This window comes from Pseudomonas sp. NPDC089996, assembly GCF_044748405.1.
Taxonomy (GTDB): domain Bacteria; phylum Pseudomonadota; class Gammaproteobacteria; order Pseudomonadales; family Pseudomonadaceae; genus Aquipseudomonas.
Window position 1 is genome coordinate 141,083 of sequence record NZ_JBIVGA010000011.1, and the last position, 24,626, is coordinate 165,708.

General features: G+C 63.0%; 21 protein-coding genes, 1 tRNA gene and 1 pseudogene. 7 read left to right on the top strand and 16 right to left on the bottom strand.

What is annotated here, in order from left to right; translation table 11 throughout:
• Positions 1-511: 511 nt before the first annotated feature.
• The 4 genes from ACIPW4_RS19795 to bglX form a co-directional block, all read right to left on the bottom strand.
• Complete coding sequence (locus tag ACIPW4_RS19795) at positions 512-1,831, bottom strand: MFS transporter (RefSeq protein WP_400660766.1); 1,320 nt, start codon at positions 1,829-1,831, stop codon at positions 512-514.
• 253 nt (positions 1,832-2,084) lie between these two features.
• The gene (locus tag ACIPW4_RS19800) at positions 2,085-3,419 is read right to left on the bottom strand and encodes a sigma-54-dependent transcriptional regulator (protein ID WP_400660767.1); all 1,335 of its coding nucleotides are present in this window, start codon (positions 3,417-3,419) and stop codon (positions 2,085-2,087) included.
• Positions 3,413-5,170, bottom strand: coding sequence for an ATP-binding protein (locus tag ACIPW4_RS19805; protein ID WP_400660769.1), 1,758 nt, complete (start codon positions 5,168-5,170; stop codon positions 3,413-3,415). The genes ACIPW4_RS19800 and ACIPW4_RS19805 overlap by 7 nt, the downstream gene beginning before the upstream one ends.
• A gap of 145 nt (positions 5,171-5,315) precedes the next feature.
• On the bottom strand, positions 5,316-7,607 hold the full coding sequence (gene bglX / locus ACIPW4_RS19810) for a beta-glucosidase BglX (protein ID WP_400660852.1): 2,292 nt from the start codon (positions 7,605-7,607) through the stop codon (positions 5,316-5,318).
• A gap of 187 nt (positions 7,608-7,794) precedes the next feature.
• Here bglX and ACIPW4_RS19815 point away from each other — a divergent pair, with 187 nt between their 5' ends.
• The 4 genes and pseudogenes from ACIPW4_RS19815 (at position 7,795) to ACIPW4_RS19830 (ending at position 10,633) form a co-directional block, all read left to right on the top strand.
• Positions 7,795-8,412 (top strand): TPM domain-containing protein, encoded by a 618-nt coding sequence (locus tag ACIPW4_RS19815; protein WP_400660771.1) that lies wholly within the window; start codon positions 7,795-7,797, stop codon positions 8,410-8,412.
• A 74-nt stretch (positions 8,413-8,486) separates the two neighbouring features.
• A complete protein-coding gene (locus ACIPW4_RS19820; protein WP_400660772.1) occupies positions 8,487-9,701 on the top strand; it encodes a class I SAM-dependent methyltransferase in 1,215 nt (404 codons plus the stop codon).
• A 178-nt stretch (positions 9,702-9,879) separates the two neighbouring features.
• Positions 9,880-10,142: pseudogene (locus ACIPW4_RS19825) on the top strand (hypothetical protein).
• A 2-nt stretch (positions 10,143-10,144) separates the two neighbouring features.
• Positions 10,145-10,633 carry a helix-turn-helix transcriptional regulator gene (locus tag ACIPW4_RS19830; protein ID WP_400660774.1) on the top strand — a complete coding sequence of 163 codons (489 nt, stop codon included), beginning with the start codon at positions 10,145-10,147 and terminating at the stop codon, positions 10,631-10,633.
• A 40-nt stretch (positions 10,634-10,673) separates the two neighbouring features.
• Here ACIPW4_RS19830 and ACIPW4_RS19835 read toward each other — a convergent pair whose 3' ends face one another.
• Entirely contained in the window at positions 10,674-11,684 is a 1,011-nt protein-coding gene (locus ACIPW4_RS19835) for a DUF4917 family protein (protein ID WP_400660776.1), read from the bottom strand.
• Between the two features lie 95 nt (positions 11,685-11,779).
• Here ACIPW4_RS19835 and ACIPW4_RS19840 point away from each other — a divergent pair, with 95 nt between their 5' ends.
• Positions 11,780-12,877 carry a glycerophosphodiester phosphodiesterase gene (locus tag ACIPW4_RS19840; protein ID WP_400660853.1) on the top strand — a complete coding sequence of 366 codons (1,098 nt, stop codon included), beginning with the start codon at positions 11,780-11,782 and terminating at the stop codon, positions 12,875-12,877.
• 1 nt (position 12,878) lies between these two features.
• Here the strand turns inward: ACIPW4_RS19840 and ACIPW4_RS19845 are convergent, their stop codons facing one another.
• The 7 genes from ACIPW4_RS19845 to ACIPW4_RS19875 all read right to left on the bottom strand — a co-directional run bounded on the left by ACIPW4_RS19845 (position 12,879) and on the right by ACIPW4_RS19875 (position 18,855).
• Complete coding sequence (locus ACIPW4_RS19845; RefSeq protein ID WP_400660777.1) at positions 12,879-13,142, bottom strand: helix-turn-helix domain-containing protein; 264 nt, start codon at positions 13,140-13,142, stop codon at positions 12,879-12,881.
• The gene (locus tag ACIPW4_RS19850; protein WP_400660779.1) at positions 13,117-14,835 is read right to left on the bottom strand and encodes a SulP family inorganic anion transporter; all 1,719 of its coding nucleotides are present in this window, start codon (positions 14,833-14,835) and stop codon (positions 13,117-13,119) included. Before ACIPW4_RS19850 ends, ACIPW4_RS19845 begins: the two co-directional genes overlap by 26 nt.
• A gap of 175 nt (positions 14,836-15,010) precedes the next feature.
• Positions 15,011-15,084 (bottom strand) — tRNA-Gly (locus ACIPW4_RS19855).
• Between the two features lie 110 nt (positions 15,085-15,194).
• On the bottom strand, positions 15,195-16,082 hold the full coding sequence (locus tag ACIPW4_RS19860) for an alpha/beta fold hydrolase (protein ID WP_400660781.1): 888 nt from the start codon (positions 16,080-16,082) through the stop codon (positions 15,195-15,197).
• A 335-nt stretch (positions 16,083-16,417) separates the two neighbouring features.
• Positions 16,418-17,110, bottom strand: coding sequence for a 16S rRNA pseudouridine(516) synthase (locus ACIPW4_RS19865; protein ID WP_400660782.1), 693 nt, complete (start codon positions 17,108-17,110; stop codon positions 16,418-16,420).
• A 31-nt stretch (positions 17,111-17,141) separates the two neighbouring features.
• Positions 17,142-17,372 carry a cysteine-rich CWC family protein gene (locus ACIPW4_RS19870; RefSeq protein WP_400660784.1) on the bottom strand — a complete coding sequence of 77 codons (231 nt, stop codon included), beginning with the start codon at positions 17,370-17,372 and terminating at the stop codon, positions 17,142-17,144.
• The gene (locus tag ACIPW4_RS19875; RefSeq protein ID WP_400660786.1) at positions 17,365-18,855 is read right to left on the bottom strand and encodes a diguanylate cyclase; all 1,491 of its coding nucleotides are present in this window, start codon (positions 18,853-18,855) and stop codon (positions 17,365-17,367) included. The genes ACIPW4_RS19870 and ACIPW4_RS19875 overlap by 8 nt, the downstream gene beginning before the upstream one ends.
• Positions 18,856-19,067: 212 nt before the next feature.
• Between ACIPW4_RS19875 and ACIPW4_RS19880 the strand changes: the two genes are divergently transcribed.
• Entirely contained in the window at positions 19,068-19,508 is a 441-nt protein-coding gene (locus ACIPW4_RS19880; protein WP_400660787.1) for a hypothetical protein, read from the top strand.
• Positions 19,509-19,513: 5 nt separating this feature from the next.
• Here ACIPW4_RS19880 and ACIPW4_RS19885 read toward each other — a convergent pair whose 3' ends face one another.
• Positions 19,514-20,623 carry an enoyl-CoA hydratase/isomerase family protein gene (locus tag ACIPW4_RS19885; RefSeq protein ID WP_400660788.1) on the bottom strand — a complete coding sequence of 370 codons (1,110 nt, stop codon included), beginning with the start codon at positions 20,621-20,623 and terminating at the stop codon, positions 19,514-19,516.
• Between the two features lie 126 nt (positions 20,624-20,749).
• Between ACIPW4_RS19885 and ung the strand changes: the two genes are divergently transcribed.
• On the top strand, positions 20,750-21,442 hold the full coding sequence (gene ung / locus ACIPW4_RS19890; RefSeq protein ID WP_400660789.1) for a uracil-DNA glycosylase: 693 nt from the start codon (positions 20,750-20,752) through the stop codon (positions 21,440-21,442).
• Between the two features lie 110 nt (positions 21,443-21,552).
• Here the strand turns inward: ung and ACIPW4_RS19895 are convergent, their stop codons facing one another.
• The 3 genes from ACIPW4_RS19895 to ACIPW4_RS19905 are packed head-to-tail and all read right to left on the bottom strand — an operon-like array spanning position 21,553 to position 24,553.
• A complete protein-coding gene (locus ACIPW4_RS19895; RefSeq protein WP_400660790.1) occupies positions 21,553-22,584 on the bottom strand; it encodes an AbrB family transcriptional regulator in 1,032 nt (343 codons plus the stop codon).
• Positions 22,577-24,091 carry a tripartite tricarboxylate transporter permease gene (locus tag ACIPW4_RS19900; protein ID WP_400660791.1) on the bottom strand — a complete coding sequence of 505 codons (1,515 nt, stop codon included), beginning with the start codon at positions 24,089-24,091 and terminating at the stop codon, positions 22,577-22,579. Before ACIPW4_RS19900 ends, ACIPW4_RS19895 begins: the two co-directional genes overlap by 8 nt.
• A 3-nt stretch (positions 24,092-24,094) precedes the next feature.
• Positions 24,095-24,553, bottom strand: coding sequence for a tripartite tricarboxylate transporter TctB family protein (locus ACIPW4_RS19905; RefSeq protein WP_400660792.1), 459 nt, complete (start codon positions 24,551-24,553; stop codon positions 24,095-24,097).
• Positions 24,554-24,626 lie beyond the last annotated feature (73 nt).

Here is a 24,626-nt window from a genome sequence, read left to right on the forward strand (position 1 = left end):
AGATATATATGGCCGCACGCTCGGTAAATCTACGAGTGGCAATGCCTCCGCGTGAGGGGCTTAAAACCCAGGCGAGCGCAATACTTCGCCAGTGGATGCAGATTGAGGGCGTGGGATTAATCAGCGGTTAAGAACGAAGAATGTTGATTTGTAACAGCGTATGAACGCCTGTTTATACATCACCAACCGATTTTTCATGCTCCGCTCAGCACCATCGCCCCAGTCAATTCCGAAGCCGAGAAGGGTGGGCTGGATTTTGGCACCATCGGTTCTTCAGCAGTGCTGGGGGGCGTGCTGCTGGTGCCGGTGCTTATGGCGAGCTGGTGTCAGCGCCGTGAGCTGAATAAGTAGATTTTTCCCATGTTCGGAAATAGCCTACGCAAGGGTTCTGGCCGGGTCTTGGTAGAAGAGGCTGAAAGAGGGTTGTCGGAAGTGCTCCGGAGCGAATCCCTGGCAATCAAAAAAGGGCGTCCGTATGACGGAGCGCCCTTTTTCTATCGCTGAATAGCGGTCAGTCAGTAGTAATCCGCGAATGCTGCTTGGTGTCTTTCATGGTCGCATACACCAGCAGGGAGCAGGCGATGCACGCCGTGACGTACCAGTAGAAGCCGCTTTCCATGCCGACGCTCTTGAACCACAGGGCCACGTATTCGGCGGTGCCGCCGAAGATCGAGACGGTCAGCGCATACGGCAGGCCGACGCCCAGGGCGCGGATCTCAGTCGGGAACAGCTCGGCCTTCACCACCGCATTGATCGAGGTGTAGCCGCTGACGATGATCAGCGCCGCCATGATCAGGAAGAACGCGCCCCACCAGGTCTGAATGGTGTGCAGGGTGCTGAGGATCGGTACGGTGAACAGGGTGCCGAGCACGCCGAAGGCGATCAGGATGGGGCGACGGCCGATCTTGTCGGACAGCCCACCGATGACAGGCTGCAGGCACATGAACAGGAACAGCGTGGCCGCCGAGATGGTGGTCGAATCGCTGATGCTCATGCCCACGGTGTTGACCAGGTACTTCTGCATGTAGGTGGTGTAGGTGTAGAAGGCCAGGGTGCCGCCCATGGTCAGGCCCACCACGGTCATCAGCTCCTTGGGGTGACGCATGAGGGTGCGCATCAGGCTTTCCTTGGCCTTTTCCTTCTTGGTGAAGGACGCGGTTTCTTCCATGCCGCGGCGCAGGTACAGGGCAACTACCGCGCACAGCGCGCCGATCACGAACGGTACGCGCCAGCCCCAGGCATACAGCTGCTCGGTGGTCAGGGTCTGCTGCAGGATGATCAGTACTGCCAGCGCAATGAGCTGGCCGGAGATCAACGTCACGTACTGGAAGCTGGAGAAGAAGCCTCGGCGTTCCTTGCTGGCCATCTCGCTCAGGTAGGTGGCCGAAGTGCCGTATTCGCCGCCTACCGACAGGCCCTGCAGCAGGCGGGCAATGACCAGCAGGATTGGCGCGGCGACGCCAATGGTTTCATAGCCCGGGGTCAGGGCGATGACCAGGGAGCCGGCGCACATCAGCAGTACCGAAGCCATGAGCGCGGCCTTGCGGCCCTTGCGATCGGCGTACAGGCCCATCAGCCAGCCACCGATCGGGCGCATCAGGAAGCCCACGGCGAAGATCGCGGCGGTGTTGAGCAGTTGTGCGGTGGAGTCGCCGGCAGGGAAGAAAGCCTTGGCGAAGTACAGCGAGAATGCGGCGTAGACGTACCAGTCGTACCATTCGACCATATTGCCGATGGAGCCACTGAAGATCGACTTGAGGCGGCTGGCGGTAGTTTTTTCAGCGGCGGGCGTGACGGCCGCCCCGGCTGGCAGGGAGGTGGCGTTATCCATCAGGGATACCTTCTCGTTGTTTTTGTGGAGCGCGCCGAAGCGCTGCTTGCCAGGGCAATTGCAGAAGGTGTGCCAAATGGGTGCGTGGCGATCCAAATGGGAGCGCTTTACCCCCGATAAGCCGCCATCTGCCAGACACGGCGCATTCCACTGTAGGAGCGGGCTTGCCCGCGAAGGGCTACAAAGCAGCCCAAATCTTGAATGAGTAAGCGGATTTTCGCCTATCACACATCGCCAGTGAGCGGATTTCCGCCTATTCCCGTGCGACAAATTCCTCGCGAACCAAGCCATGCCGTTGCATCTTTTCGTTAAGCGTTCGCCGAGGCAGCTGCAAAGCCTCCATCACTGCTTTGATCTCCCCCGCGTGCTGGCGCAACGCAGCACGCAGGCACTGCGCCTCGAATGCCTCCATCTGCTCGCCCAACGACTGCCCGGCGGGTGTCACCTCGATATTCGGCGAGCCCAACCCCAATGCATGGCGCTCTGCCGCATTGGCCAGCTCCCGCACATTGCCTGGCCAGTCATGGGACAGCAGCTGCGCCAGTTGCGCACCACTGGGCGCTGGTGCCGCTCGGCCCAGCCTGTCGGCGGCTGCACGGGCAAAATGCTCGAACAGCAGCGGGATGTCCTCACGCCGGTCACGCAACGGCGCCAGGCGCAGCTCCGCCACGTTCAGGCGATAGGCCAGGTCCTCGCGAAAGCGTCCGGCGCGAGCCTCCTCGAGCAAGTCGGGCTTGGTGGCGGCAATGATTCGCAGGTCGACGCTGATGCTCTGGTTGGCCCCCAGTCGCTCTACCTTCTGCTCCTGGATCACCCGCAACAGCTTGGCCTGCTGGGCCAGCGGCATGCTCTCGATCTCGTCGAGGAACACCGTACCGCCGTTGGCGTATTCCAGTTTGCCGATGCGTTTGCCTTGGGCGCCCGTGAAGGCTCCGCTTTCGTGGCCGAACAGTTCGGCCTCGAACAGTGACTCGGGGATGGCTGCGCAGTTGAGCGCGACGAACGGTTTTTCGGCACGCGGGCCGAAGTCGTGCAGGCAGCGCGCCACGCGCTCCTTGCCGCTGCCGGTCTCGCCGCGGATGAGCACATTGACCGGCAGGCTGGCCAGGTCCAGCACCTGCTTGCGCAACTGCTGCAAGCCTTGCGACATGCCCAGCAGGGTTGTCTCCAGGCGCGACTTGAGGTCGGCCTGTTCATGCAGGCGACGGTTTTCCAGGACCAGCTGGCGTTTTTCCAGGGCGCGGCGCAGGCTGCCAAGCAAGTGCTGCGGCGTGAAGGGCTTTTCGAGGAAATCGTAGGCGCCATTGCGCATCGCCTCGACCGCCATCGGCACATCGCCATGACCAGTCAGCAGGATCACCGGCAGGTCCGGATCATCCGCCTGCAAGCGTTCGAGCAGTTGCAGGCCCCCCATGCCCGGCATGCGCACATCGCTGATGACCACGCCGGCAAAGTGCACCGGTAACTGGGCCAGGCAGTCTTCGGCACGGGCGAACAGCTGCACGCTGAAGCCCGAAAGGCTCAGCCACTGCTCGACCGCAGTGCGGATGCTGGCTTCATCATCGACGACGATCACCGAATTCAACATACAGGCTCCAGGTCACGGGGCAGGGTCAGACTCAGCCGGGCGCCGCCCGGGAGGTTTTCGGCGTGCAGCTGGCCGCCGGCTTCGACGATGATGCCATAGGAAATCGCCAGGCCCAGGCCCAGACCTTCGCCCACCGGCTTGGTGGTGAAGAACGGGTCGAAGACTTTGGCCAGGTCCGCTTCGGCAATGCCGCCACCGGAGTCCAGCACGCTCAGGCGCCACTGCTCGTGGTCCGGTTCGATGCGGACCTCCAGGCGCTTGTAGCGTTTGTCGGCCATGGCGTCGAGGGCATTGTGCAAGAGGTTGATCAATACCTGCTCGAGGCGGATCGCATCGCCCCGGACCCAGGCCGGGCGGGCCAGGTAAAGGGCTAACTCGACTTCCTCGCCGCGAATGCGGGTGTCCAGCAGGTGCAGGGCCTGATCGACCACGGTGGCCAGGTCGAGGCGTTCGCGCAGGCCGACCGGGCTGTTGCGGGCAAAGGTCTTCAGGTGACTGGTCAGCGCGGCCATGCGCGTGAGCATCTGCTCCAGCGGCTCGAGGGCCTTGCGTGCCTCGTCGTAGCGGCCGTGGTCGAGCAACAGGCGCAGGGTTTCCAGTTGCATGCGCTGGGTGGTCAGCGGCTGGTTGATTTCGTGGGCCATGGCCGCCGACATCTGCCCCAGCGCGGCCAGCTTGGCCGACTGCACCAGGCCTTCCTGGGCGGTGCGCAGTTCGCGGGTGCGTTCCTCGACCTGGCGCTTGAGCTCTTCGCGGCTGCGCTGGCGCAGACGGGCCAGGCGCAGGCGCTGGCTGACGAACAGTGCGGCAAACACCACGCTCAGCCAAACGGCGGCGGCGCCCAGCGCGGCATTGCGGCCAGCGGCCTGGACCTGCGGCTTGCGCAGCAGGTGCAGGGTCCAGTCCTCGCCTTCCAGCGGCAGGCTCTCCCAGAGGAATTCGGCGGTGCCATCGGGGCTCTGCACGCGGCTCAGATGACTGTTGCTGGCGAAGCGGGTCAGTACCTGATGCTGCAGCGGCACCAGCGGCTGTTTGTCGTATTGGCGGGTCTCGGCCAGTTCGGCGCGATCGGCGTCGCTGAGCGGTTTGAGCTCGCGGTAGCGCCAGCCGTCCTGGTTGGCGATGAAGGTAATGCCGCGGGCATCGCTGACCAGCAGGATGTCGCTGCCCTGGCGCCACTCGCGCTCGAGCTCGGGGAACTCCAGCTTGACCACCATGGCGCCGAGGAAGCGCCCATGTTCGTCGTTCACCGCACTGGCCAGGAAGTAGCCCGGCACGCCACTGGTCACACCCACCGCATAGAAGCGGCCGCTACCCTGGTTGCGGGTCTGTTTGAAGTAGGGGCGAAAACCGTAGTTGGAACCGACGTAGGTGGTCGGCAGGCGCCAGTTGCTGGCGGCCACCGCCAGCCCGGTGCGGTCGAGCAGCTCCAGGGTCGAGGAGTTGGCGGCGCCATTGATGCGTTCGAGTTTGAGGTTGAGTGCGTGTTGCACCTGCTCGCTGACCGGGCCGCGCAGGGCTTCGATCAGCTCCGGGTCCAGGGCCAGCACGGCGGGCAGGGCGCGGTAGCGATCGATCAGGGTGTGCAGGGCGTTGGCGTACAGCACCAGCTGCTGGCTGGCGCGGCGGGCGTCGTCTTCCATTGCCTGGCGCTTGGCCTGGTGCATCGCCCAGCCGGCGCTGAGCACCGTACCAAGCACGATCAACAGGGTGATCAGCCCCAGACGCAGGGCGCGAAAGGACAAGGGCATGGGGCGAATCCGGATTCAGGGATATCAGGCCTGGTCTCTTCGCGGGCTTGCCCGCTCCCACAGGATACTCACAGCCCAATGGACTTGTGCAGTACCGGTGGGAGCGGGCGAGCCCGCGAAAGGGCCGGTACAGGCAACCTTTCAGTTACAGCAGTTCGAAGCTCTTTTGCTGCACCGCCTCGGAGTCCAGCCCGACCTGGACATTGAACTCGCCAGGTTCGGCCACCCGCTGCAGCTGGCCATTGTAGAACTTCAGGTCGTCCTCGCTGATGCGGAAGGTCAGGGTCCGAGACTCGCCGGCCTTGAGCAGCAGTTTCTGGAAGTTCTTCAGCTCCTTGACCGGGCGGCTCATCGATGCCGATACATCCTGCAGATACAGCTGAACCACCGTCTCGCCTTCAAGCTTGCCGGTGTTCTTCACCGTCACTTTGGCCTCCAGGGTGCCGCCACGTTTGAGGTCCTTGTTCGACAGGGTCAGGCCCGACAGCTCGAAGCTGCTGTAGCTCAGGCCATAGCCGAACGGGTACAGCGGGCCGTTGGGTTCTTCGAAGTACTGCGAAGTGTAGTTGCCCGGCTTGCCTGGGGTGAAAGGCCGGCCGATGCGTGTGTGGTTGTAGTACATCGGGATCTGGCCGACCGAACGCGGGAAGGTGATAGCCAGCTTGCCCGACGGGTTGTAGTCGCCGAACAGCACGTCGGCGATGGCGTTGCCGCCTTCGGTGCCGGAGAACCAGGTTTCAAGGATGGCGTCGGCCTGTTCACGCTCCCAGCCGATCGACAGCGGGCGGCCGTTCATCAGTACCAGCACCAGCGGCTTGCCGGTGGCCTTCAGGGCCTTGATCAGCTCGCGCTGACTGGCGGGGATTTCCAGGGTGGTGCGGCTCGACGACTCGTGGGACATGCCCCGCGACTCACCGACCACGGCCACCACCACGTCGGACTGCCTGGCAGCCTTGACCGCTTCATCGATCAACACGGCCGCGGGGCGCGGGTCGTCGACGATTTCCGGGGCATCGAAGTTGAGGAAGTTGAGGTAGTCGAAGATCGCTTTGTCGCCGGTAACGTTGGAGCCTTTGGCATACACCAGCTTGGCCTTGCCCTCGACAGCGCGGCGCAGGCCTTCGCGGACGGTGACCGAGTGCATCGGCTTGCCGTCGGCGGCCCAGCTGCCCATCATGTCGATCGGAGCATCGGCCAGCGGGCCGACCAGGGCGATGGTGCCGGCCTTTTTCAATGGCAGGGTCTGGTTGCGGTTTTCCAGCAGCACCAGGCTGCGGCGCGCCACGTCACGGGCGGCATCGCGGTGCAGGCGGTCATCGGTGTAGTAGTCTTTCAGGTCGGTTTCGGCTTTGCCGATGCGCACGTACGGGTCCTTGAACAGGCCCATGTCGTATTTGGCGCCGAGCACCTCGCGCACGGCCTGGTTCAGCTCGTGCTGGGTCACCTCGCCGGACTTCAGCAGGCCTGGCAGCTCCTCGCCGTACAGGGTGTCGTTCATGCTCATGTCGATGCCGGCCTTGATCGCCAACTTGGCGGCTTCGCGGCCGTCGCGGGCGACACCGTGGCGGATCAGCTCCTGGATGGCGCCGTGGTCGCTGATGGTCACGCCCTTGAAGCCCCACTCCTTGCGCAGCAGGTCGTTCATCAGCCAGGTGTTGGAGGTGGCCGGCACGCCGTTGATCGAATTGAGCGCCACCATCACCCCGCCAGCACCGGCGTCGAGCGCGGCGCGGTAGGGCGGCAGGTAGTCGTTGTACATCTTCGGCAGGCTCATATCGACCGTGTTGTAGTCGCGCCCGCCTTCCACCGCGCCATACAGGGCGAAGTGCTTGACGATGGCCATGATGCTGTCGGGGTTGGCCGGGCTGCTGCCCTGGAACGAACGGACCATCACCTGGCCGATCTTCGAGGTCAGGTAGGTGTCTTCGCCGAAACCTTCACTGGTGCGGCCCCAACGCGGGTCGCGGGCGATGTCGACCATGGGTGCGAAGGTCATGTCCAGGGCATCGGCCGAAGCTTCGATGGCCGAGGTGCGGCCGACCTTGGCGATGGCGTCCATGTCCCAGCTGGAGGCCAGGCCCAGGCCGATCGGGAAGATGGTGCGCTCGCCATGGATGGTGTCGTAGGCGAAGAACATCGGGATCTTCAGGCGGCTGCGCATGGCGGCATCCTGCATCGGCCGGTTCTCGGGGGCCGTGCGCGAGTTGAAAGTGCCGCCAATGCGCCCGGCGGCGATTTCTTCGCGGATCTTGGCGTGGGGCATTTCCGGGCCGATGCTGATCAGTCGCAGCTGGCCGATCTTTTCAGCTTCGGTCATCTGGCCGATCAGATGGTCGATGAACGCCTGCTTGTCCTGCAGGGGCGGCGCGGTAGGGGCGGCAAGGGCCGCCTGGCTGGCAAGGCCCATGGCCAGGCCCAGCAAAGACAGTTTCATCATCAATTCCATTGTCGAGGCTCTTGCCGTATCCAGGGTGATACGTGCGCGGCCGAAGTTTTCAGGCGGCTATTGTTGTACGATTCGCCGGTAATTCATCCAGCGGCGGATTATGCCTGAATATGTCGGCCGCGGAGGAAGCCCCGGGTGCCGGGACAACAACAATAAGAACGCTGACGAGACCGAAGGCATGACACCCCTCGACGAATACGAACGCCGCCAGGTGGCCGAGGCCATCGCCAGGGTGGAGCGGCGCACCGATGCGCAACTGGTGACCGTGCTGGCGCGCCGCGCCGATGACTACGCTTACCTGCCTCTGTTCTGGGCCGCGGTGCTGGCACTGGCCGTGCCTGGCCTGCTGCATGTGTTGTTCGCCTGGCCCGGTGGGCGCGGGTTGCTGGTGGCCAACGTGCTGCTGTTCATCGGCCTGTGCCTGCTGTTGCGCAGCCCGCGCCTGGCGGCCATGCTGATCCCTGCGGTTTTGCGCCGCTGGCGCGCGTCGCGGCTGGCGCGCCAGCAGTTTCGCGAGCAGAACCTGCAGGGCACGGCGGGGGCTACTGGGGTACTGATCTTCGTCGCCGAGGCCGAGCGGCATGTGGAAATCCTTGTCGACCAAGGCATCGATCGCCATCTCGATGCCCAGGCCCGCGCCGTGTTGGTTGCGCGTTTCGCCGAACAGGTTCGCCAAGGGCGGACCTTGCAGGGCTTTGTCGAGTGCATCGAGGCGTGCGGGGAGCTGCTGTGCGAGCACCTGCCACGCACCCATGCACGCAACGAACTGCCCAACCGTCTGGTGATTCTCGACTGAAGCGGCTGTCGCAGGGGTGTAGAATGCGCGGCATTGCGCAACGCGCTCCCTGTTATCCGAGGCAACTGCTTTCCATGTCCGCCAGTACTTCTGCTTCCTCCGCGCCGGATGCGCGCGCCCAGTTCCTTGGCCTGCTCAATGATGCCCTGCGCGGGAACACGCTGGTCAAGCTGGTGTTGGCGCGCCATGTGGGTGCCGACCAGTCCTTGCAGCGCATCATTGCCAAGCCGCTGCTTGTGAAGGGGCAGCCCCAGCTGTCGCTGGTCTATCGCCACCAGACACGGGACATCACCCGCAACCTGCCACTGGACCAGGCCCAAGTACTGGTTGCCCAATTGCTGCCCGAAAGCTTCCGCAATGCCCACCTGTTCGACGCGGATGGCGAAGTACAGTTGACCTTCAGCAAGAAGGGCAAGCCGATGCTGCAGCGCCACGGCGCGCAGGCGCCACGCGAGGTTGCCGCCACTAGCGGCCATGATCGCGAGAAGAAACGCTATCTGGAGCTGTCGCGCCCCTTCCTGCGCGACCTGGGCGTGACCGATGCGCAAGGCGCGCTGATCCCGTCGATGTCCCGCAAGTGGAAGCAGATCAACAAGTTCATCGAAGTCTTCGACCACGCCCTGGCCAATGCCCCGGTGTCGGCCGAGCAGACATTGCGGGTAGCCGACTTCGGCTCGGGCAAGGGCTACCTGACCTTCGCCATGCATGATTACCTGCGCAACACACTGGCTCGCGAGGCACAGGTAACCGGGGTGGAGCTGCGCCAGGACATGGTCGACCTGTGCAATGCCGCCGCGCAGCGGCTGGAGCACGCTGGCCTGGCGTTCCAGTGCGGCGACGTGCGCAGCGTGGTGCCCGAGGCCATCGAGGTGATGATCGCCCTGCATGCCTGCGACATCGCCACCGACTACGCCATCCACACCGGCATCCGCTGCAACGCCGCGATCATCATGTGCTCGCCATGCTGCCACAAGCAGATCCGCCCACAACTGCACAGCCCGGGGCTGCTGCAGCCGATGCTGCAATACGGGCTGCACCTGGGACAGCAGGCCGAGATGCTCACCGACAGCCTGCGCGCGCTGTACCTGGAAGCCTGTGGCTACGAGACCAAGGTGTTCGAGTTCATCTCCCTGGAGCACACCAACAAGAACAAGATGATTCTTGCGGTGAAGCGCCGTCAGGTGGGGGATAACGCGGCATTGCTGGAGAAGATCGAGCAACTCAAGGCGTTTTATGGCGTGCAGGAGCATTGCCTGGAGACGTTGTTGCGGGCCGACAAGCTGCTTTGATTACAGCAAGATGAGGTGCAATGCAGCATTGCTCCTACTTTCTTGTAGGAGAATTCCCAAGAGCATTCAACGGCCGTTGTGATCCTCAAGATTTCTGTAGTGTGGCGTGATTGTTCGTCAATCTAGAAGGTTGTCATTTGACAACCTGCTGATCACAAGCCCACACTGGAGAAAGCTGATGTCACGCCCCAGTCATGCCAAGAAAGAGGTCGAGCAGGCCTTGAGGCACGCTGAGTCACAGGGATGGCGGGTGGTGGTAGGAGGTGGCCATTGTTGGGGAAAGCTGTACTGCCCCCTAATGATGCCGATTGCCGTTGCGGGGAGTTTTGCATTACCAGCGTCTGGAACACCCCGAAAAACCCTGGCAATTTCGCCCGTCAGCTAAAGCGCGTCGTAGACAACTGCACCAGCAGTATGGCCAAAGCGGGTGAGGAGAGATAGCGGTGGAATACGAGTTCACCCTGAGGTATCAACTGATCGAAGACGAAAACGTCGATGCGATGCTGGAGCGTTTGGCCGAGGCAGGTTGTGATGATGCAATGGTTGGTGTTGGCCAGCCAGGCCGCTTGGCTTTGGCTTTTGTGCGCGAAGCGCCCTCTGCCATGGACGCCATTGAAAGTGCGCTGAGTGATGTACGTAACGCAGTGCCGGGTGCCCGCCTGGTCGAAGCGACACCCGACTTGGTAGGGCTCACCGACGTAGCGCAAATCATCGGTGTGTCACGGCAGAACATGCGCAAGTTGATGCTTTCGCATATGTACAGTTTCCCGGCACCTGTTCATGAAGGCAGTACATCGCTTTGGCATCTTGCGGATGTGCTGATCTGGTTGCAGGCGCGGGGAAGTTACGCGATCGGTCAGGACATTGTGGATCTGGCTCGGGTAGCCATGTCTGTCAATGTATCCCGTGCACATGAGCGCGTTTTCGGTTGAGTGCGAAACCCAGCCTTTTGAAGCGAGTTCAGTGCGGCCATCAGTGACGCGCTGACGTCACCTCGATCGCCAACCCCTCCAACCCCAACGGATGTGTGCTGGCATCGAAAAAGTGCAGCGTTGTCCCGGCCATGTCCCCGAACCGCTCGACAAAGTGCTGCTTCTGGTTGATCACCGAAGCCTCGCTCAACGGCCGGATGGCAATCGACATATGTACAGGACGCGCCTGGCGAATGGCTTCGACCAAGTGCTGGTCACTGCTGTCCAGATGCTGCCCGAACAGGCACATGCCCTGGCTTTCCTGTGCCAGTTGCCCCAGGCCCCAGGTCAGGTAGTCCGAGTTGCGGATGGCACGCAGTTTCTCGTCGCTGCGCGCTTCGTTGACGAACAACGGCACTTCCCCGGGAATGTTCACGGCAAAGCCGTCCAGCAACTCGGCGCTGTCGGCGCTGCGCTGGCGGGTGCTGCCGTCGGGCAGCTTGATGAGATGCAGGCCGCCGTGAAGGTGCAGCACGCGGGTGCCTTCGCTGCGGGTGCGGCGAACGTCGAAAAACCCTTGATCGTCGAACAGTGCGGCGAAGCCTTGCGGGGCTTGCTGCAGGGCCCAAGGCAGGATCAGGTCGTAGTTGCTGGTATAGACGCTGCGGTACTCGCGCAATGCCTGGTTGATCGACGCCAGAGTGGCGACCGGCATCAGCGGCCAGGGCAGGTGCAGGGTACGGATGGCGTGGATCAGCCCTTCCTTGATCGAGTAGTAGCGGTTCAGCGGCGCGGTGGAGTTGATGGCCAGGGCGGCGTTGGCGCGCACCGTGTGGTTGAGGGTGCTCAGTACCGGCTCGAACAGTTCGGTGCCCAGCGACTTGAACAAGGCCTGGTCACTGATCGCCAGGCCTTTCTTGCGCCCGGCACGCTGGGCTTCCTCGTACAGCGAGAAGTAGCCGAACGGTTTCCACAGCGCGCGACTGGCGCCGTTGCCCAGCAGCAGGGCGGTGCATGGGTGGCGCTGGTTGAGGTCTGGCCATGAGGCGAGGTGGGCGTCGAGAGCTGACATGTGCGATCCGTTCGGCAGTGCGGGAAACGGCGGGGACTTTAGCATGTCATGCAAGGTGTGCGAGGGTTGCTGTTTACCTGGCCGCTTTGTGCAGCCTGCCATGCAGGACAACAAAGGACTCATCCATGTGCAGCCCGCTATTTCGCATCATTGCCCTGAGCACGCTGTTCTCGGCTTCATTGGCTTCAGCCTCCAACGGCAGGGCCCTGGCCGCTGCCCACGGTATTCCCTATCCAGCCGTGATCGCCCACCGCGGCGCGTCCCACGATGCCCCTGAGTCCTCCGCACCTGCCTACCTGCTGGCCCGCGAATTGGGTGCCGATTATCTGGAGCTGGACCTGCAACGCACGCGCGACGGCGTGCTGGTGGTGGTCCACGATGATGCGCTGTCGCGTACCAGCAACGTCGCCGAGCGGTTTCCCGAGCGTGAGAAAAGCCCAGTCAGTGCCTTCACCCTCGCCGAGCTCAAATCGCTGGATGCCGGCAGCTGGTTCAACCAGGCATACCCGAAACGGGCTCGTCCATCGTTTGAAAAGCTGCCGATCCTGACGCTGGATGAAGTCATCGATATCGCCGAAGGCAATCCAGACCGCCACCCTGGGCTGTACATCGAGACCAAGATACCCAACCAGTTCCCCGGGATCGAAAATGACTTGAAAGTGCGCCTCGAAGCCCGTGGCTGGCTCGACCGGCCGGGGCGAGTAGTGTTGCAGACCTTCGACCGCAACAGCCTCAAGCTGCTGCACGAAGCGATGCCGCAGGTGCCGAAGATCCTTCTGCTGTGGGTAGGCAACAAAGGTATTGAATCGGCTTCCGGGCAGGATTTCGCCCAGTCGGGCGAGCAGGACAAAGCCGCTTTCTACGCACGCCAACAGCCCAAGGACAAGGCGGAGTTCCTGCGCTGGCTCGACCTTGCAAAGCAGGAGGGCGCCATTGGCACCGGCCCGTCAGCCACGCGCACTCACCTGGGCGAGCAGAGCTACAGCGACCTGATCCAGCCGTGGATGAACCAGGCCAGCCATGAGCGCGGGCTGTTGGTTCATGTCTACACCCTGGATGAACGGGTGGATTTCGACAAAGCCATGAAGGCCGGTGTCGACGGAGTCTTCACCAATCGGGCAGGAGAGCTTTTGCGCGCTTATCAGCGCCCGGTAGAAAGCGAGGCGTTCTTGTTGAAGCGTTTGGGATACTGAATCAATGGGCAAGTGCCCTGAGGACATGGTCAGGGTCGTTGCGTATGGCACGTAGCAAAGCCTTGGCCGGCCCCGTAGGCTCCCTGCGCCCTTGCTCCCAGTTCCTCAGTGTAACGACTTGAACATCGATCATCTCGGCGAAACGCACCTGGGACAAACCCGTGGATTTGCGGATGCTTCGGACCTGCAGCGCATCTATCTCGATGACCCGCGAGGGCATACGGTTACCCTGAACGATTTCATCCATCTGCTGAACGCTTTCCATCCACTGGCGCCTTGCGCTGCCTGTTCCGCCAGACCCGATAAGCCCGAATGCCCGCCCTTACCGAGCCGAACAGCAACGTGTCTTCCATCTCCCGGGCCATCCCCGAGCGCACCAGCATGCGCAGGAAGTTGCCGCGGGCACGGGCAATGGCGAAGTGGATACCCTGCGCTGTCAGGGTGTCGCGCACTTCGCGCAGGGCGGCGATGCCGCTGACGTCGATGCTGCTCACCGCTTCGGCATCGAACAGTACCGCCTGGGGCTGGGCCTGGCTCTGCACCGCGTCGAGCAGGCGCATCTTGAAGTAGTCGGCGTTGAAGAACAGGATCGCGTCGTCGAAGCGGTACACCACCAGGCCCGGTACGGTGCGGGCGTCCTTGTGCTTGCGGATGTCGACCTGGCCTTCGGTGCCCGGCAGCCAGCCGAGCACGGCGTCGGTGGGTTGGTAGATGGTGTAGAGCAAGCGCAGAATCGCCAGGGTCACTGCAAACACGATGCCCGGCAAGACGCCCAGGCCGAGCACGCCGACCGTGGTCAGCAGGCACAGCCAGAACTCGAAGCGGCTCAGGCGTCTGATGCCGCCCAGCGACTTGATGTCGATCAGGCCCCAGCCCGCCATCAGCAGCACCGCACCCAGCACCGCCTGGGGTATCCACGCCATCGGCGCGGTGAAGAACAGCAGGATCAGGGCGATCACCAGTGCGGCGATGATGCCGACCAGCTGGCTCTTGCCGCCCACCATGTCGTTGACCGCCGTACGTGAATCGGCGCCGCTGATGGCAAAGCCTTGGGAAATACCGGCGGCCAGATTGCTCACGCCCAGGGCGACGAACTCATGGTTGGCGTTGATCGCATAACCGTGGCGCGCGGCGAAGCTGCGGGCGGTGAGCATGGCACTGCAGAAGCTCACCGTGGCGATACCCAGGGCATCGCGCAGCAGGCTCTTGCTTTCATCCAGGTTGCTGCGCGGCCAGGCAAGCGTGGGCATGCCGGACGGCACCGGCCCCAGAATGGCGACACCCAAACGGTCAAGGCCGAGCAGGCCGGCCAACAGGGTAAGTACGGCGACGGTCACCAGCGCCGCTGGCAGGCGAGGGTAGCGGCGCGGCAGCCAGATCAGCAGCGCCAGGCCGGCCAGGCCGATGCTCAGGGTTATCCAGTGAATCTCGTTCAGGCGCTGGAAGAAATTGATCACGCTGAGGATGAACCCGTCACCCTCGATCCTGAACCCCACCACTTTGGACAGTTGCCCGGCAATCAGGCTCAGGCCGATGCCGTTGAGGTAACCGATCAGGATCGGCCGCGAAAAGAAGCTGGCGATGAAGCCGGCGCGCGCCAGGCCGGCGACGATAAGCATGACCCCCACCAGCACGGTGACGATCACCGACAGTTCGGCAATGCGCTGCGGGTCGCCCATGGCCAGCGGCGCCACGGCGCCGGCGATCATCGCGCAGGTGGCGGCGTCCGGGCCGACCATCAGCTGGCGCGAGCTGCCGATCAGGGCATAGACCATCATGGGCAGCACACACGCATACAAGCCATATTGCGGCGGCAGGCCGACGATCTGTGCATAGGCGATGGCGATTGGGATCTGGATCGCCGCCACGCTAAGCCCTGCTTGCAGGTCGGCAAGGAACCATTCACGGCGGTAGTGCAACAGGTTGGCAAGGCCGGGGAACCAGCGGGAGAGAAACATGCGTCGTCCTTTCGAAATGTTTCACGAATCCATGAAGCATATGCGCCCCAAGCGGTTTCGCTGGCAAGCGCATCGAGGTGCAAAAGCATTGAACGGGCAGAAACGAAAAAAGGAGCCGTGGGCTCCTTTTGACAGCGATGACGTTGCTGGAACGCCATGCGGGGAATGCAATGTGTGGAGCGGGTAGAGGGAATCGAACCCTCAACTAAAGCTTGGGAAGCTTTCGTTTTGCCACTAAACTATACCCGCGTCTGCGCTGGACTTTTTACCAGAAGCGTTCATGAATTAGAAGCCCAAGTTATAAAAAAGCTTTTCGGCGCCCCTGACCTGCGGGTGTTGGCTGCGGGACGCCGATGTGCTCAGACGGCCAATGCATGCTGCCCCTGGATGTACTGATTGCCGCGTTGACGGGACTCGCGCAGAGTCGGCTTGAGGAACCCGAGCAGCACGTTGCGGGTGTCTTCACAGGCCGACTTGTTTTCCATGTCGAGGAAGTGCCCAGCGTCGCGGATCACGCTGAACTGGCTGTTGCCCACATGCTTGCCGAACTCGCGGGCGTCTTCGACGGTGGTGTATTCGTCGCGGTCGCCGTTGACGAACAGCACCGGAATGTCGATGTTGCGCGCGCCGTTCAATGCCCGCTGCAGGTCACGCTGCAGCACTTCGTTGATGTGGAAGTGCATCTGCGCGTACTCATGGCTGTCCAGGCTGCTGACATGCCGGTAGTTGAAGCGCTTGAACAGTGAGGGCAGGTACTTGCCGATGGTGTCGTTGACCAGGTTGCCGACCTGGTAGCGATCACAGGCAGCCAGGTACCGGCAACCCCGCTCCAGGTAGTCGCGCATAGGCTCGTTGATCACCGGCGAGAAGGAACTGACCACCGCCTTTTTCACCAGCCGTGGCTGGTGCGCCAGCGCCAGCAGGGTGCAGGCACCGCCCCAGGAAAAGGACATGACATGGTCGCACTGGAAGCGCTCGATCAGTTCGAGGAGGATCTGCGCCTCGTCCTCCTTGCTGATCAGCCGTTCCTGGCGGTTGTGCGGCTTGGACTTGCCGGCATACGGCTGGTCGTACAGCACGACGTTGAATTGCGGGTGCAGGTTACGCACCGTCTGGGCGAACGAGGCCGTGGTGGCCAGCGACCCATTGATCAGGATGATCGTCTTCTCGGCCGCATCCGCGCGATAGAACTCCGTGTAAACCCGAAACTGACCTTGGATATCAAGTACAGCGATTTCTGGCCTCATGTCATCGACTCCTGGCGCAAAAAGGGTAATCGCGTCACCTAGGGTGCACGTGATTTATGACAGGTAGGCATTTGCCTGTAGGAAAAATCGGGGGCCCTGTGTCGATCCTTGGCACACGTGTCGACGATATTGTTGTGGCGGGCAATTTGCCGTGCCCCAAGGCATCAGGGCTTCGGGTGGCCGGCAAAAGGTGTCATGAACCGCGGGCGTGACTGGTTGGTCACTCGAGGACTGACGAGTTAGGAGTCAAGCAGCGGGTCGGGGATCCCGCAAGTGCCGTTTGCGCAAATTTGTGACTCGAGCCGCTCAGCGGTCGTATGCCTGTATTACGGCATTCAGACCGAGGCGATTTCTTCCGCTGTCAGGGCCCTGAATTCGCCAGGCTGCAAGTCCGGATCGAGCTCGATGGTGCCCATGCTTTCGCGATGCAGGCCGACCACCTTGTTGTCGAAATGCCCGAACATGCGCTTGACCTGGTGATAGCGCCCTTCGACGATTGCCAGCCGCGCCTGACGAGGGCCAAGGATGTCGAGTCGGGCCGGCAGGGTGGTCAGGTCTTCGAAGGCGAAGTAGAAGCCTTCTTGGAACTTGGCGGCATAATGCGCGCCAATCTCGTCTTCGGTTTCCACCAGGTAATGCTTGGGCAGCTTGGTGCCCGGCTGGGTCAGGCGCCGCGACCATTGGCCATCGTTGGTCAGGATCATCAGGCCGGTAGTGTTGAAGTCCAGGCGCCCGGCGATGTGCAGGTCGTCGCGCAACTCGCCTGGCAGCAGGTCGAGCACGGTGCGGTGAAGTGGGTCTTGCGTGGCACTGACGCAGCCGGTGGGTTTGTGCAGCATCAGGTAACGAGCCGGGCGGCCGGCCTGCAGCAGTTGATCGTCGACGTCGACGCGGCTGAATTCGCGGACTTCTGCCTTGCGGTCGGTGACCACTTCGCAGTCCAGGCGCACACGGCGCTGCGCCAGCAGCAGGCGCACTTGCTGACGGTTGTAGCAGGGCAGGTTGGCGAGGAAGCGGTCGAGGCGCATGTCGGCAAGATGATAAAAGGAGGCCCGCAGTCTAGCGGTTTTCACCGGTGACCGCTGTTGCATCACGCTCAAGCTGGTCTTCCACGGCGGCGCAGCGCGGGCACAAGCAGGCTTTGTCGCGCAGTTCGGCAGGCAGGGCCTGAAGCACGGCGGGGTCGATGCTCACGCCAAAGCACCAACAGGCCTGGGTGGCACGGGGTGGGTCGGCCAGGCTGCACTGGTTGAGGGCGCCACAGGCGGGGCAGTGCTGGCTGTCATTCATGTACGGTTCCAAGTGTTTCACTGCAGACGCGGTTGCGGCCGGCCTGTTTGGCACGGTAAAGCCCACGGTCGGCGCGGGTCAGCAGGGCGTGAAGGGTGTCGCCTGGCTGCAAGGCGCTGAGGCCGATACTGGTGGTCAGGCGCAAGGGTCGGTCTTCGTAGCTGAAGGTCAGTTGCTCGGTACGACGGCGGATCTTCTCGGCCACGTCGATGGCCTGCCGGCCACCCGTCTCACGCAACAACACGATGAACTCCTCACCGCCCCAGCGGCAGAGTATATCCGACTGACGCAAGCTGCCCTGCAACACGTTGGCGAACTGGCGCAGCACTTCGTCGCCTGCCAGGTGGCCATGGGTATCATTGAGAACCTTGAAATGGTCGAGGTCGATCAGCAAGGCGACCAACGGCGCGCAGTCGCGCTGGGCCTCCTGCAGGGCTTGGGCTGCCAGCAGGTCGAAGCTGCGCCGGTTGGGCAGCCCGGTAAGGCTGTCGAGGGTCGCCAGTGCCTCGGTGCTGGCCTGGTGGCGGCGGAGCATGCCATCGAGCAACGACAGCACTACCAGGGTGATCATCGCGCAGATCGCCAGGTTCAGGTACAGCGAATGGCGGATGCGGTCCAGGGCGCCGGTCTCGCGTTTGTCGACCAGCAGGTACCAGCCCAGTTCCGGTAATTGCCGCACGTTGAGGAAGTGGCTGTGGCCGTTGCTGTCCTCGTACTCGTGGCTGCCCTCGCCGGGTACCGGGCCATGCGCCAGCAATTCACCGAGGTCGGTATTGTCGGCCAGCGGTTGCCCGACCTCCAGGCCATGGGGGCCACCGTCCGAGCCGGTCAGGATGACCTTGCCCTTGGCGTCGGTGAAGAACACCGAGCGCTGGTAGCGGCGCTGGTATTTGTCGATGAGCTTGATCACCGCGTCCACGCTCAGGCCAACGCCGGCAGCGCCGATGAAGCGCTGCTGGTAGTCCAGCACCCGGTAGTTGATGAACACTGTCAGGCTGTCCTGGTTGGCCATGTCCAGGTCGACGTTGATCTCATATGGCGTTGTCATCTCGCGCAGGCGGAAGTACCAGGCGTCGCGCCAGGTGTTCGGTACAACGTGCTTGAGCACACCCTTGGCCTGGTAGTAGGTCAGGCTGCGGTCGGAGACGAAGAACGAGGTGAAGGTATCCTGCTTGCCCATGACCTCGCCGAGGAAGCGGGTGATGCGCTGGGTGTCCTGTTCACCCGCCAGCACCCAGTCGCGCAGGAAGGTGTCCTGGGCCATCATCGAGGCGATCAGGACCGGGCGAATCAGGTCTTTCTGGATTTCCGAATAGACGGTATCGGAGGTCAGTGGCAACTCGGTATTGACGATACCGTCACGGATCGCGCTGCGCGACGCGCAGTAGCTGATCAGCGATGTCGCGAGGAAGCCGCAGGCCAGCAACAGCAGCAGGGTGAGGATCAGCGAGCGCTGTGAAAACAGGGCGGAGCGTGATGGCATGATCTTCCCGTGATGTGTGCCGAGGTGCTCATTCTAGTGAGATGACGGGCAAATGACTGCATGTTTTTCAGGGGTATTTCGACCTGTTTCAATTTGTTGCCGAAATGGCACTGCACCTCGGCGCAGCTGTCTGATTCATTGTCGACGAACGCATCGTTGTCGACGCTCGACAGCGTCGCTGTTCGGGCACCTCAGCGGTCCAGGAGGCCGCCATGTCCTATCGAATCCTGTTGATCGCCTTGTTAGGTCTGATGACATCTGCCTGCGCTCCGTACTACGAGAGTGGGGACTATTACCGCTCGGGCTATTACACCACCGATCGCTACGTAACACCGGGCTACTACCGTTATGACCGCTACTATGTGAACCCGCAACCGCGCTATTACTACCAGCCGGCGCCTCGTTATTACCACCCGGCGCCAGCCCCTTATTATCGGCCGCATCCCCAGCCGCGGGTGAATCAGTGGCATGGCAATCCACGCTATGACTACGGGAACCGCCAGCGTAACGACTATGGACGAGATCGCGATCGTCATGATTACCGCGATGGCAGCCAGCGTTACCAACATGATCGCTGGCACTCCAACAACCGCGGGGAAAACCAGCGCCGACCCGATCGGGTGCGTGGAGGTGACCGCAACTGGCAGCGCTGACCACGTCATGAAGCCAGATCGGCCAGAGGATGCCGCCCTTCCCACACCTTTGCAAAATGCGCCTCGACCACTGCCGCTGGCACTTGGGCCACATCCGGCCAGTGCCAGCGCGGCTGGTTGTCCTTGTCAAGCAGGCGGGCGCGTACACCTTCTCTGAATTCTGGGTGCCGGCAGCAATTGAGGCTCATGCTGTATTCCATCTGGAACACCTGTGCCAAAGACAAGTGCCGGGCGCGGCGGATCTGCTCCCAGACCAGGTGTGCCGTCAGCGGGCAACCTTCATGCAGGCGTTGACCGGCTTCGGCCAGCAGCGGATCAGGGTGCTGTTTGAGGTCTGCCAATGCTCGCCAGGCCGCAGCCGGGTCGGCCACATCGAGCAGTTCGTCGATCAGCTGGCGCCGCGGCAGCCACTGCGCCTCCGGCAGTTCGGCCCAGGCGCGATGCTGTTCGGCCTTGAGCAGGCTGTTCAATTGCAGGTCGGTCTGTTCCTGCCAGTTCAGTTGCAGCAACTCTTCGACCAATGCTTCCTGCTGTTCTTCGCCGAAGAATCGGTCAGCCAGGCCCAGGTCGAGGGCATCACGGGCATTGATCGGTGCACCGGTCAGCCCGAGGAACAAGCCGAGCTTGCCGGGCAAGCGGGCGAGGAACCAACTGGCGCCTACATCCGGGTACAGGCCGATGCTGATCTCCGGCATGGCCAGGCGGCTGCTGGGTGTGACGATGCGTACCCCGGCACCCTGCAGCAGCCCCATGCCACCGCCCAGAACATGCCCATGGCCCCAGCACAGCAGCGGCTTGGGGTAGGTGTGCAACAGGTAGTCGAGGCGATATTCGGCGGCGAAGAAGGTGGCGGCCAGCGGTGGCACGCTGCCGGGGTGGGCCAGGCAGGCCTGGGCCAGTGCCCGCACGTCGCCGCCGGCGCAGAACGCCCGGGCACCGTTGCCGCGCAACAGCACGCAGACCACCCCTGGGTCATTTGCCCAGCTGTGCAGCTGTTCGCCGAGCACTTCGATCATCGGCAGGTTGAGGGCATTGAGCGCCTTGGGGGCATCGAGCGTGGCGATGCCGATTCGGGCGCCATCGGCGCCGGTGAGTACCTCGCAATGAATGGCCATGAACTACCTCGCGCAAGTCATCCCCCTAGTATGGCCCGCATCGACGATCATGCCGGTCGTCGGTCGGATCGATTGACAAGGGCAGGTGGCTTACCTAGTGTCGCGCCATTGTTTACGGATGGCCCCATGACTGAAGAAGATCGCATCAAACTCGAACCCGGCTGGAAGGCTGCACTGCGCGCCGAGTTCGACCAGCCCTACATGCATCAGCTGCGCGAGTTCTTGCGCCAGGAGTACGCGGCCGGCAAGGAAATCTACCCGCCGGCGCCGCTGATCTTCAATGCGCTCAACTCCACGCCGCTGGATCAGGTCAAGGTGGTGATCCTCGGTCAGGACCCGTATCACGGCCCGGGTCAGGCCCATGGCCTGTGCTTCTCGGTGCAGCCGGGCGTACCCGCGCCACCGTCGCTGGTCAACATCTATAAAGAACTGCAGCGCGACCTGAATATCCCGATCGCCAGCCACGGCTACCTGCAGAGCTGGGCCGAGCAGGGTGTGCTGCTGCTCAACACGACCATGACCGTCGAGCGGGCCAATGCAGCGTCGCATGCGAAGAAGGGCTGGGAGTTCTTTACCGACCGGATCATCCAGGTGGTCAGCGAGCAGTGCCCGAACGTGGTGTTCCTGCTGTGGGGGGCGCATGCCCAGGGCAAGCAGAAGCTGATCGATGGCACCAGGCACCTGGTGCTCAAGTCGGTGCACCCGTCGCCACTGTCGGCCTATCGCGGGTTCCTTGGCTGCGGGCACTTCAGCCGCACCAACAGCTTCCTCGAGCAGCGTGGCATGGCGCCTATCAACTGGGCATTGCCACCACTCTGAAAATTGCTGGGGCTGCGTTGCAGCCCTTTCGCGACACAAGGCCGCTCCTACAGGATTAAGCAAGCCCTGTAGGAGCGGCCTTGTGTCGCGAAAGGGGCGCAGAGCGCCCCCTAACCAGTGGCCTTGACCCAGTATCTGAACAACGGCTCGGCCAGAAACAGCACCAGAATCAACCGCACCACCTGCAGCGCCGTCACCAGCGGCACCGACAGTTGCAAGGTTTCGGCCGTCAGGCTCATCTCGGCGATCCCGCCCGGCATCATCCCCAGCGTCAGCGAACGCAGGTCCAGCTCGGTCATCACGCTCAACCCCCACGCTGCGCTGCCGGCAATCGCCATGCACAGGGCCGTGGCCAGCAGCGTGCGCCCGAGGAAAGACGGCGCGCGGCGGAAGAACGCGCGGTTGAAGTGGCAGGCCAGGCCGCTGCCGATCAGCCACTGACCAAGCTGGCTGGCCCCGTTGGGCAACGCGATCTGCAAGTTGCCCGCCAGGCTCATCGTGGCAGCGACCAGCAAGGGCCCGAACAGCCAGGGGTTAGGTTGGCGCAAGCGCTGCCAGAGCAACCCCACCGCCACACCCAGTGGCACGATCAGCGCCAGCCAGCTCCAACTGACGCTGCCATTGTGGTTCAGCGGCACGCCGTCCCCGAGCAGGAACTTGAACAGGGCCGGTACGCACAGCACCACGGCCAGCACGCGCAGGCTCTGCGCCGCAGCCACCTGGCTGAGAACCGCGCCGTTGCGTGCGCCAAGGTTGACCATCTCGCCCGAGCCACCGGGCATGCTGGCGAAGAATGCCGTAGCGCGGTCCTCACCGGTGCGCCGCAGCAGCCACACGCTGATCACGCTGGAAAGCGTGGTGAACAGCGCGCCGAAGCAGATCAGCGCGAAGTGGCTGGCGACCTGCTCGATCACCGCCGGCGTGAAGTGCAGGCCGATACCGATACCGATGATGCATTGCCCGCACTTGCGGCCATTGGGAATTTCCGACAGTTGCCAGGGCGTCAGGCAGCGCACCAGGATGATCGCCAGCAACGAGCCGACCATCCACGGCAAAGGCCAGCCGACCTTGCTGGCGGCAAAACCACCAGCAAGGCCGACCAGCCCGGTTACGACGAACAGCGGCAGTGACCGATCAGGCATCAGCCAGGGCCCGGCGCTGCAGGCTGCGTTTGCGCCAGATGCGCAGCAGCGGCAGGGTCAGCATGCAGAGGGTAAGCACCCACACCGACATGCTGATCGTGCTCGACCAGAGGATGCCCAGTTCACCGTTGGAAATCGACAGCGCCCGGCGCAGGTTCTGCTCCATCAGGCCGCCGAGAATGAACCCGAGCAGGATCGGTGACAGGGGGAAGTCCAGCTTGCGCAGGATGTAGCCCATGATGCCGATGCCGACCATCAGGAACAGGTCGAAGGTGGTGGCGTGCACGGCGTATACACCGATCGCGGTGATGATCGCGATCACCGGCACCAGCGCCCAGTTCGGCACGGCGAGGATGCGGGTGAAGATGCGGATCATCGGGATGTTCAGGATCACCAGCATGATGTTGGCGACGAACAACGAGGCGATCAGGCCCCAGACGATGTCTGGCTGCTGCTCGAACAGCAGCGGGCCAGGGGTGATGTTGTACAGGGTCAGCGCGCCGATCATCACCGCGGTGGTGCCCGAGCCCGGTACGCCCAGGGTCAGCATCGGCACCAGGGCGCCACAGCAGGACGCGCCAATGGCGGTTTCCGGGGCCGCCAGGCCACGGGCATCACCTTTGCCGAACGTGCCCTTTTCACCGGCCAGGCGCTTCTCGGTCATGTAGGCCACGGCACTCGCCAGCGTGGCGCCGGCGCCCGGCAGCACGCCCATGATGAAGCCCAGCAAGCCGCAGCGGATGTTGACCATGAACACCGAAGCCGCCTCCTTGAAGTTGAACAGCATGCGCCCGGTGGCTTTCACCGCCTGGTGGCCATGGTGGGTTTTCTCCAGCAACAAGAGAATCTCGCTGATCGAGAACAGGCCCAATACCAGCACCACGAACTGGATGCCGTCGGCCAGGTGCACGCTGTCACCGGTGAAGCGATAAACGCCGCTGTTGGCATCGATACCGACCGCCGACAGGAACAGGCCGATCAGGGCGGCGATGAAGGTCTTCAGTGGCTTGTCACCGGCCATGCCGCCAAGGGCGACAATGGCGAACACCATCAGCACGAAGTATTCCGCCGGGCCGAAGGCGATCGCCCATTTCGCCAGCAGCGGGGCGAACAGCACCATGCCGCAAGTGGCGATCAAGGCACCGATGAACGAGCTCCAGGCCGACAGCGACAGGGCCACGCCGGCCAGGCCCTGGCGCGCCATCGGGTAACCGTCGAGGGTGGTCATCACGGTCGAGGCTTCGCCCGGGATGTTAAGCAGGATCGAGCTGATCCGGCCGCCGTATTCGCAACCCAGGTATACCGCCGCCAGCAGAATCAGCGCCGACTCCGGTGGCAGGCCGAGGGCAAAGGCAATCGGGATCAGCAGGGCCACGCCATTGATCGGGCCCAGGCCCGGCAGCAGGCCGACCACGGTGCCGATCAGCGTGCCCGACAAGGCGGTGACCAGGTTGTAGGGGGACAGGGCGACGCCGAAGCCCTGGCCCAGGTAGCTCAAGGTATCCATGTGTCAGTTCTCCAGTACGCTCAGCAGGCCGAGGGGCAGGGGCACGTCCATGACGCGGTCGAACAGCCAGTAGAGGAACACGCTCATGCCCACCACCACGAGGGTGCTGTGCAGCCAGCGACCGCCGTACAGGCGGGCCATGGGGATGCCGACCAGGATGGCGCTGAGGATGAAGCCCAGGGCTTCGAAGGTGGTGGCGAAAATGAGCAGCAGGCCGACGCAGGCGCTGATCTTGATCAGGGTTTCGCGGTCCAGTTCAGGTTCATCGTCCTTGCGCACGATCGGCGTGGGGCGGATCGCAAGGTACAACAGGCCCAGGCTCATCAGGCCGAGCATCAGCAAAGGGTAGGCGCGCGGGCCGACCGGCTCGTAGGAAAATGCGGCCTGGTAGGGCCAGGCCATCACGGCCAGGGCGGCACACACCGCCAGCAGGGCCAAGGCGAAGATGCGTTGCAGGATCATGAAGGAATCCTCTTGTTAGTCGGAGGACGCGGATCCTTGTGGGAGCGGCCTTGTGTCGCGAAAGGGGCGCGTA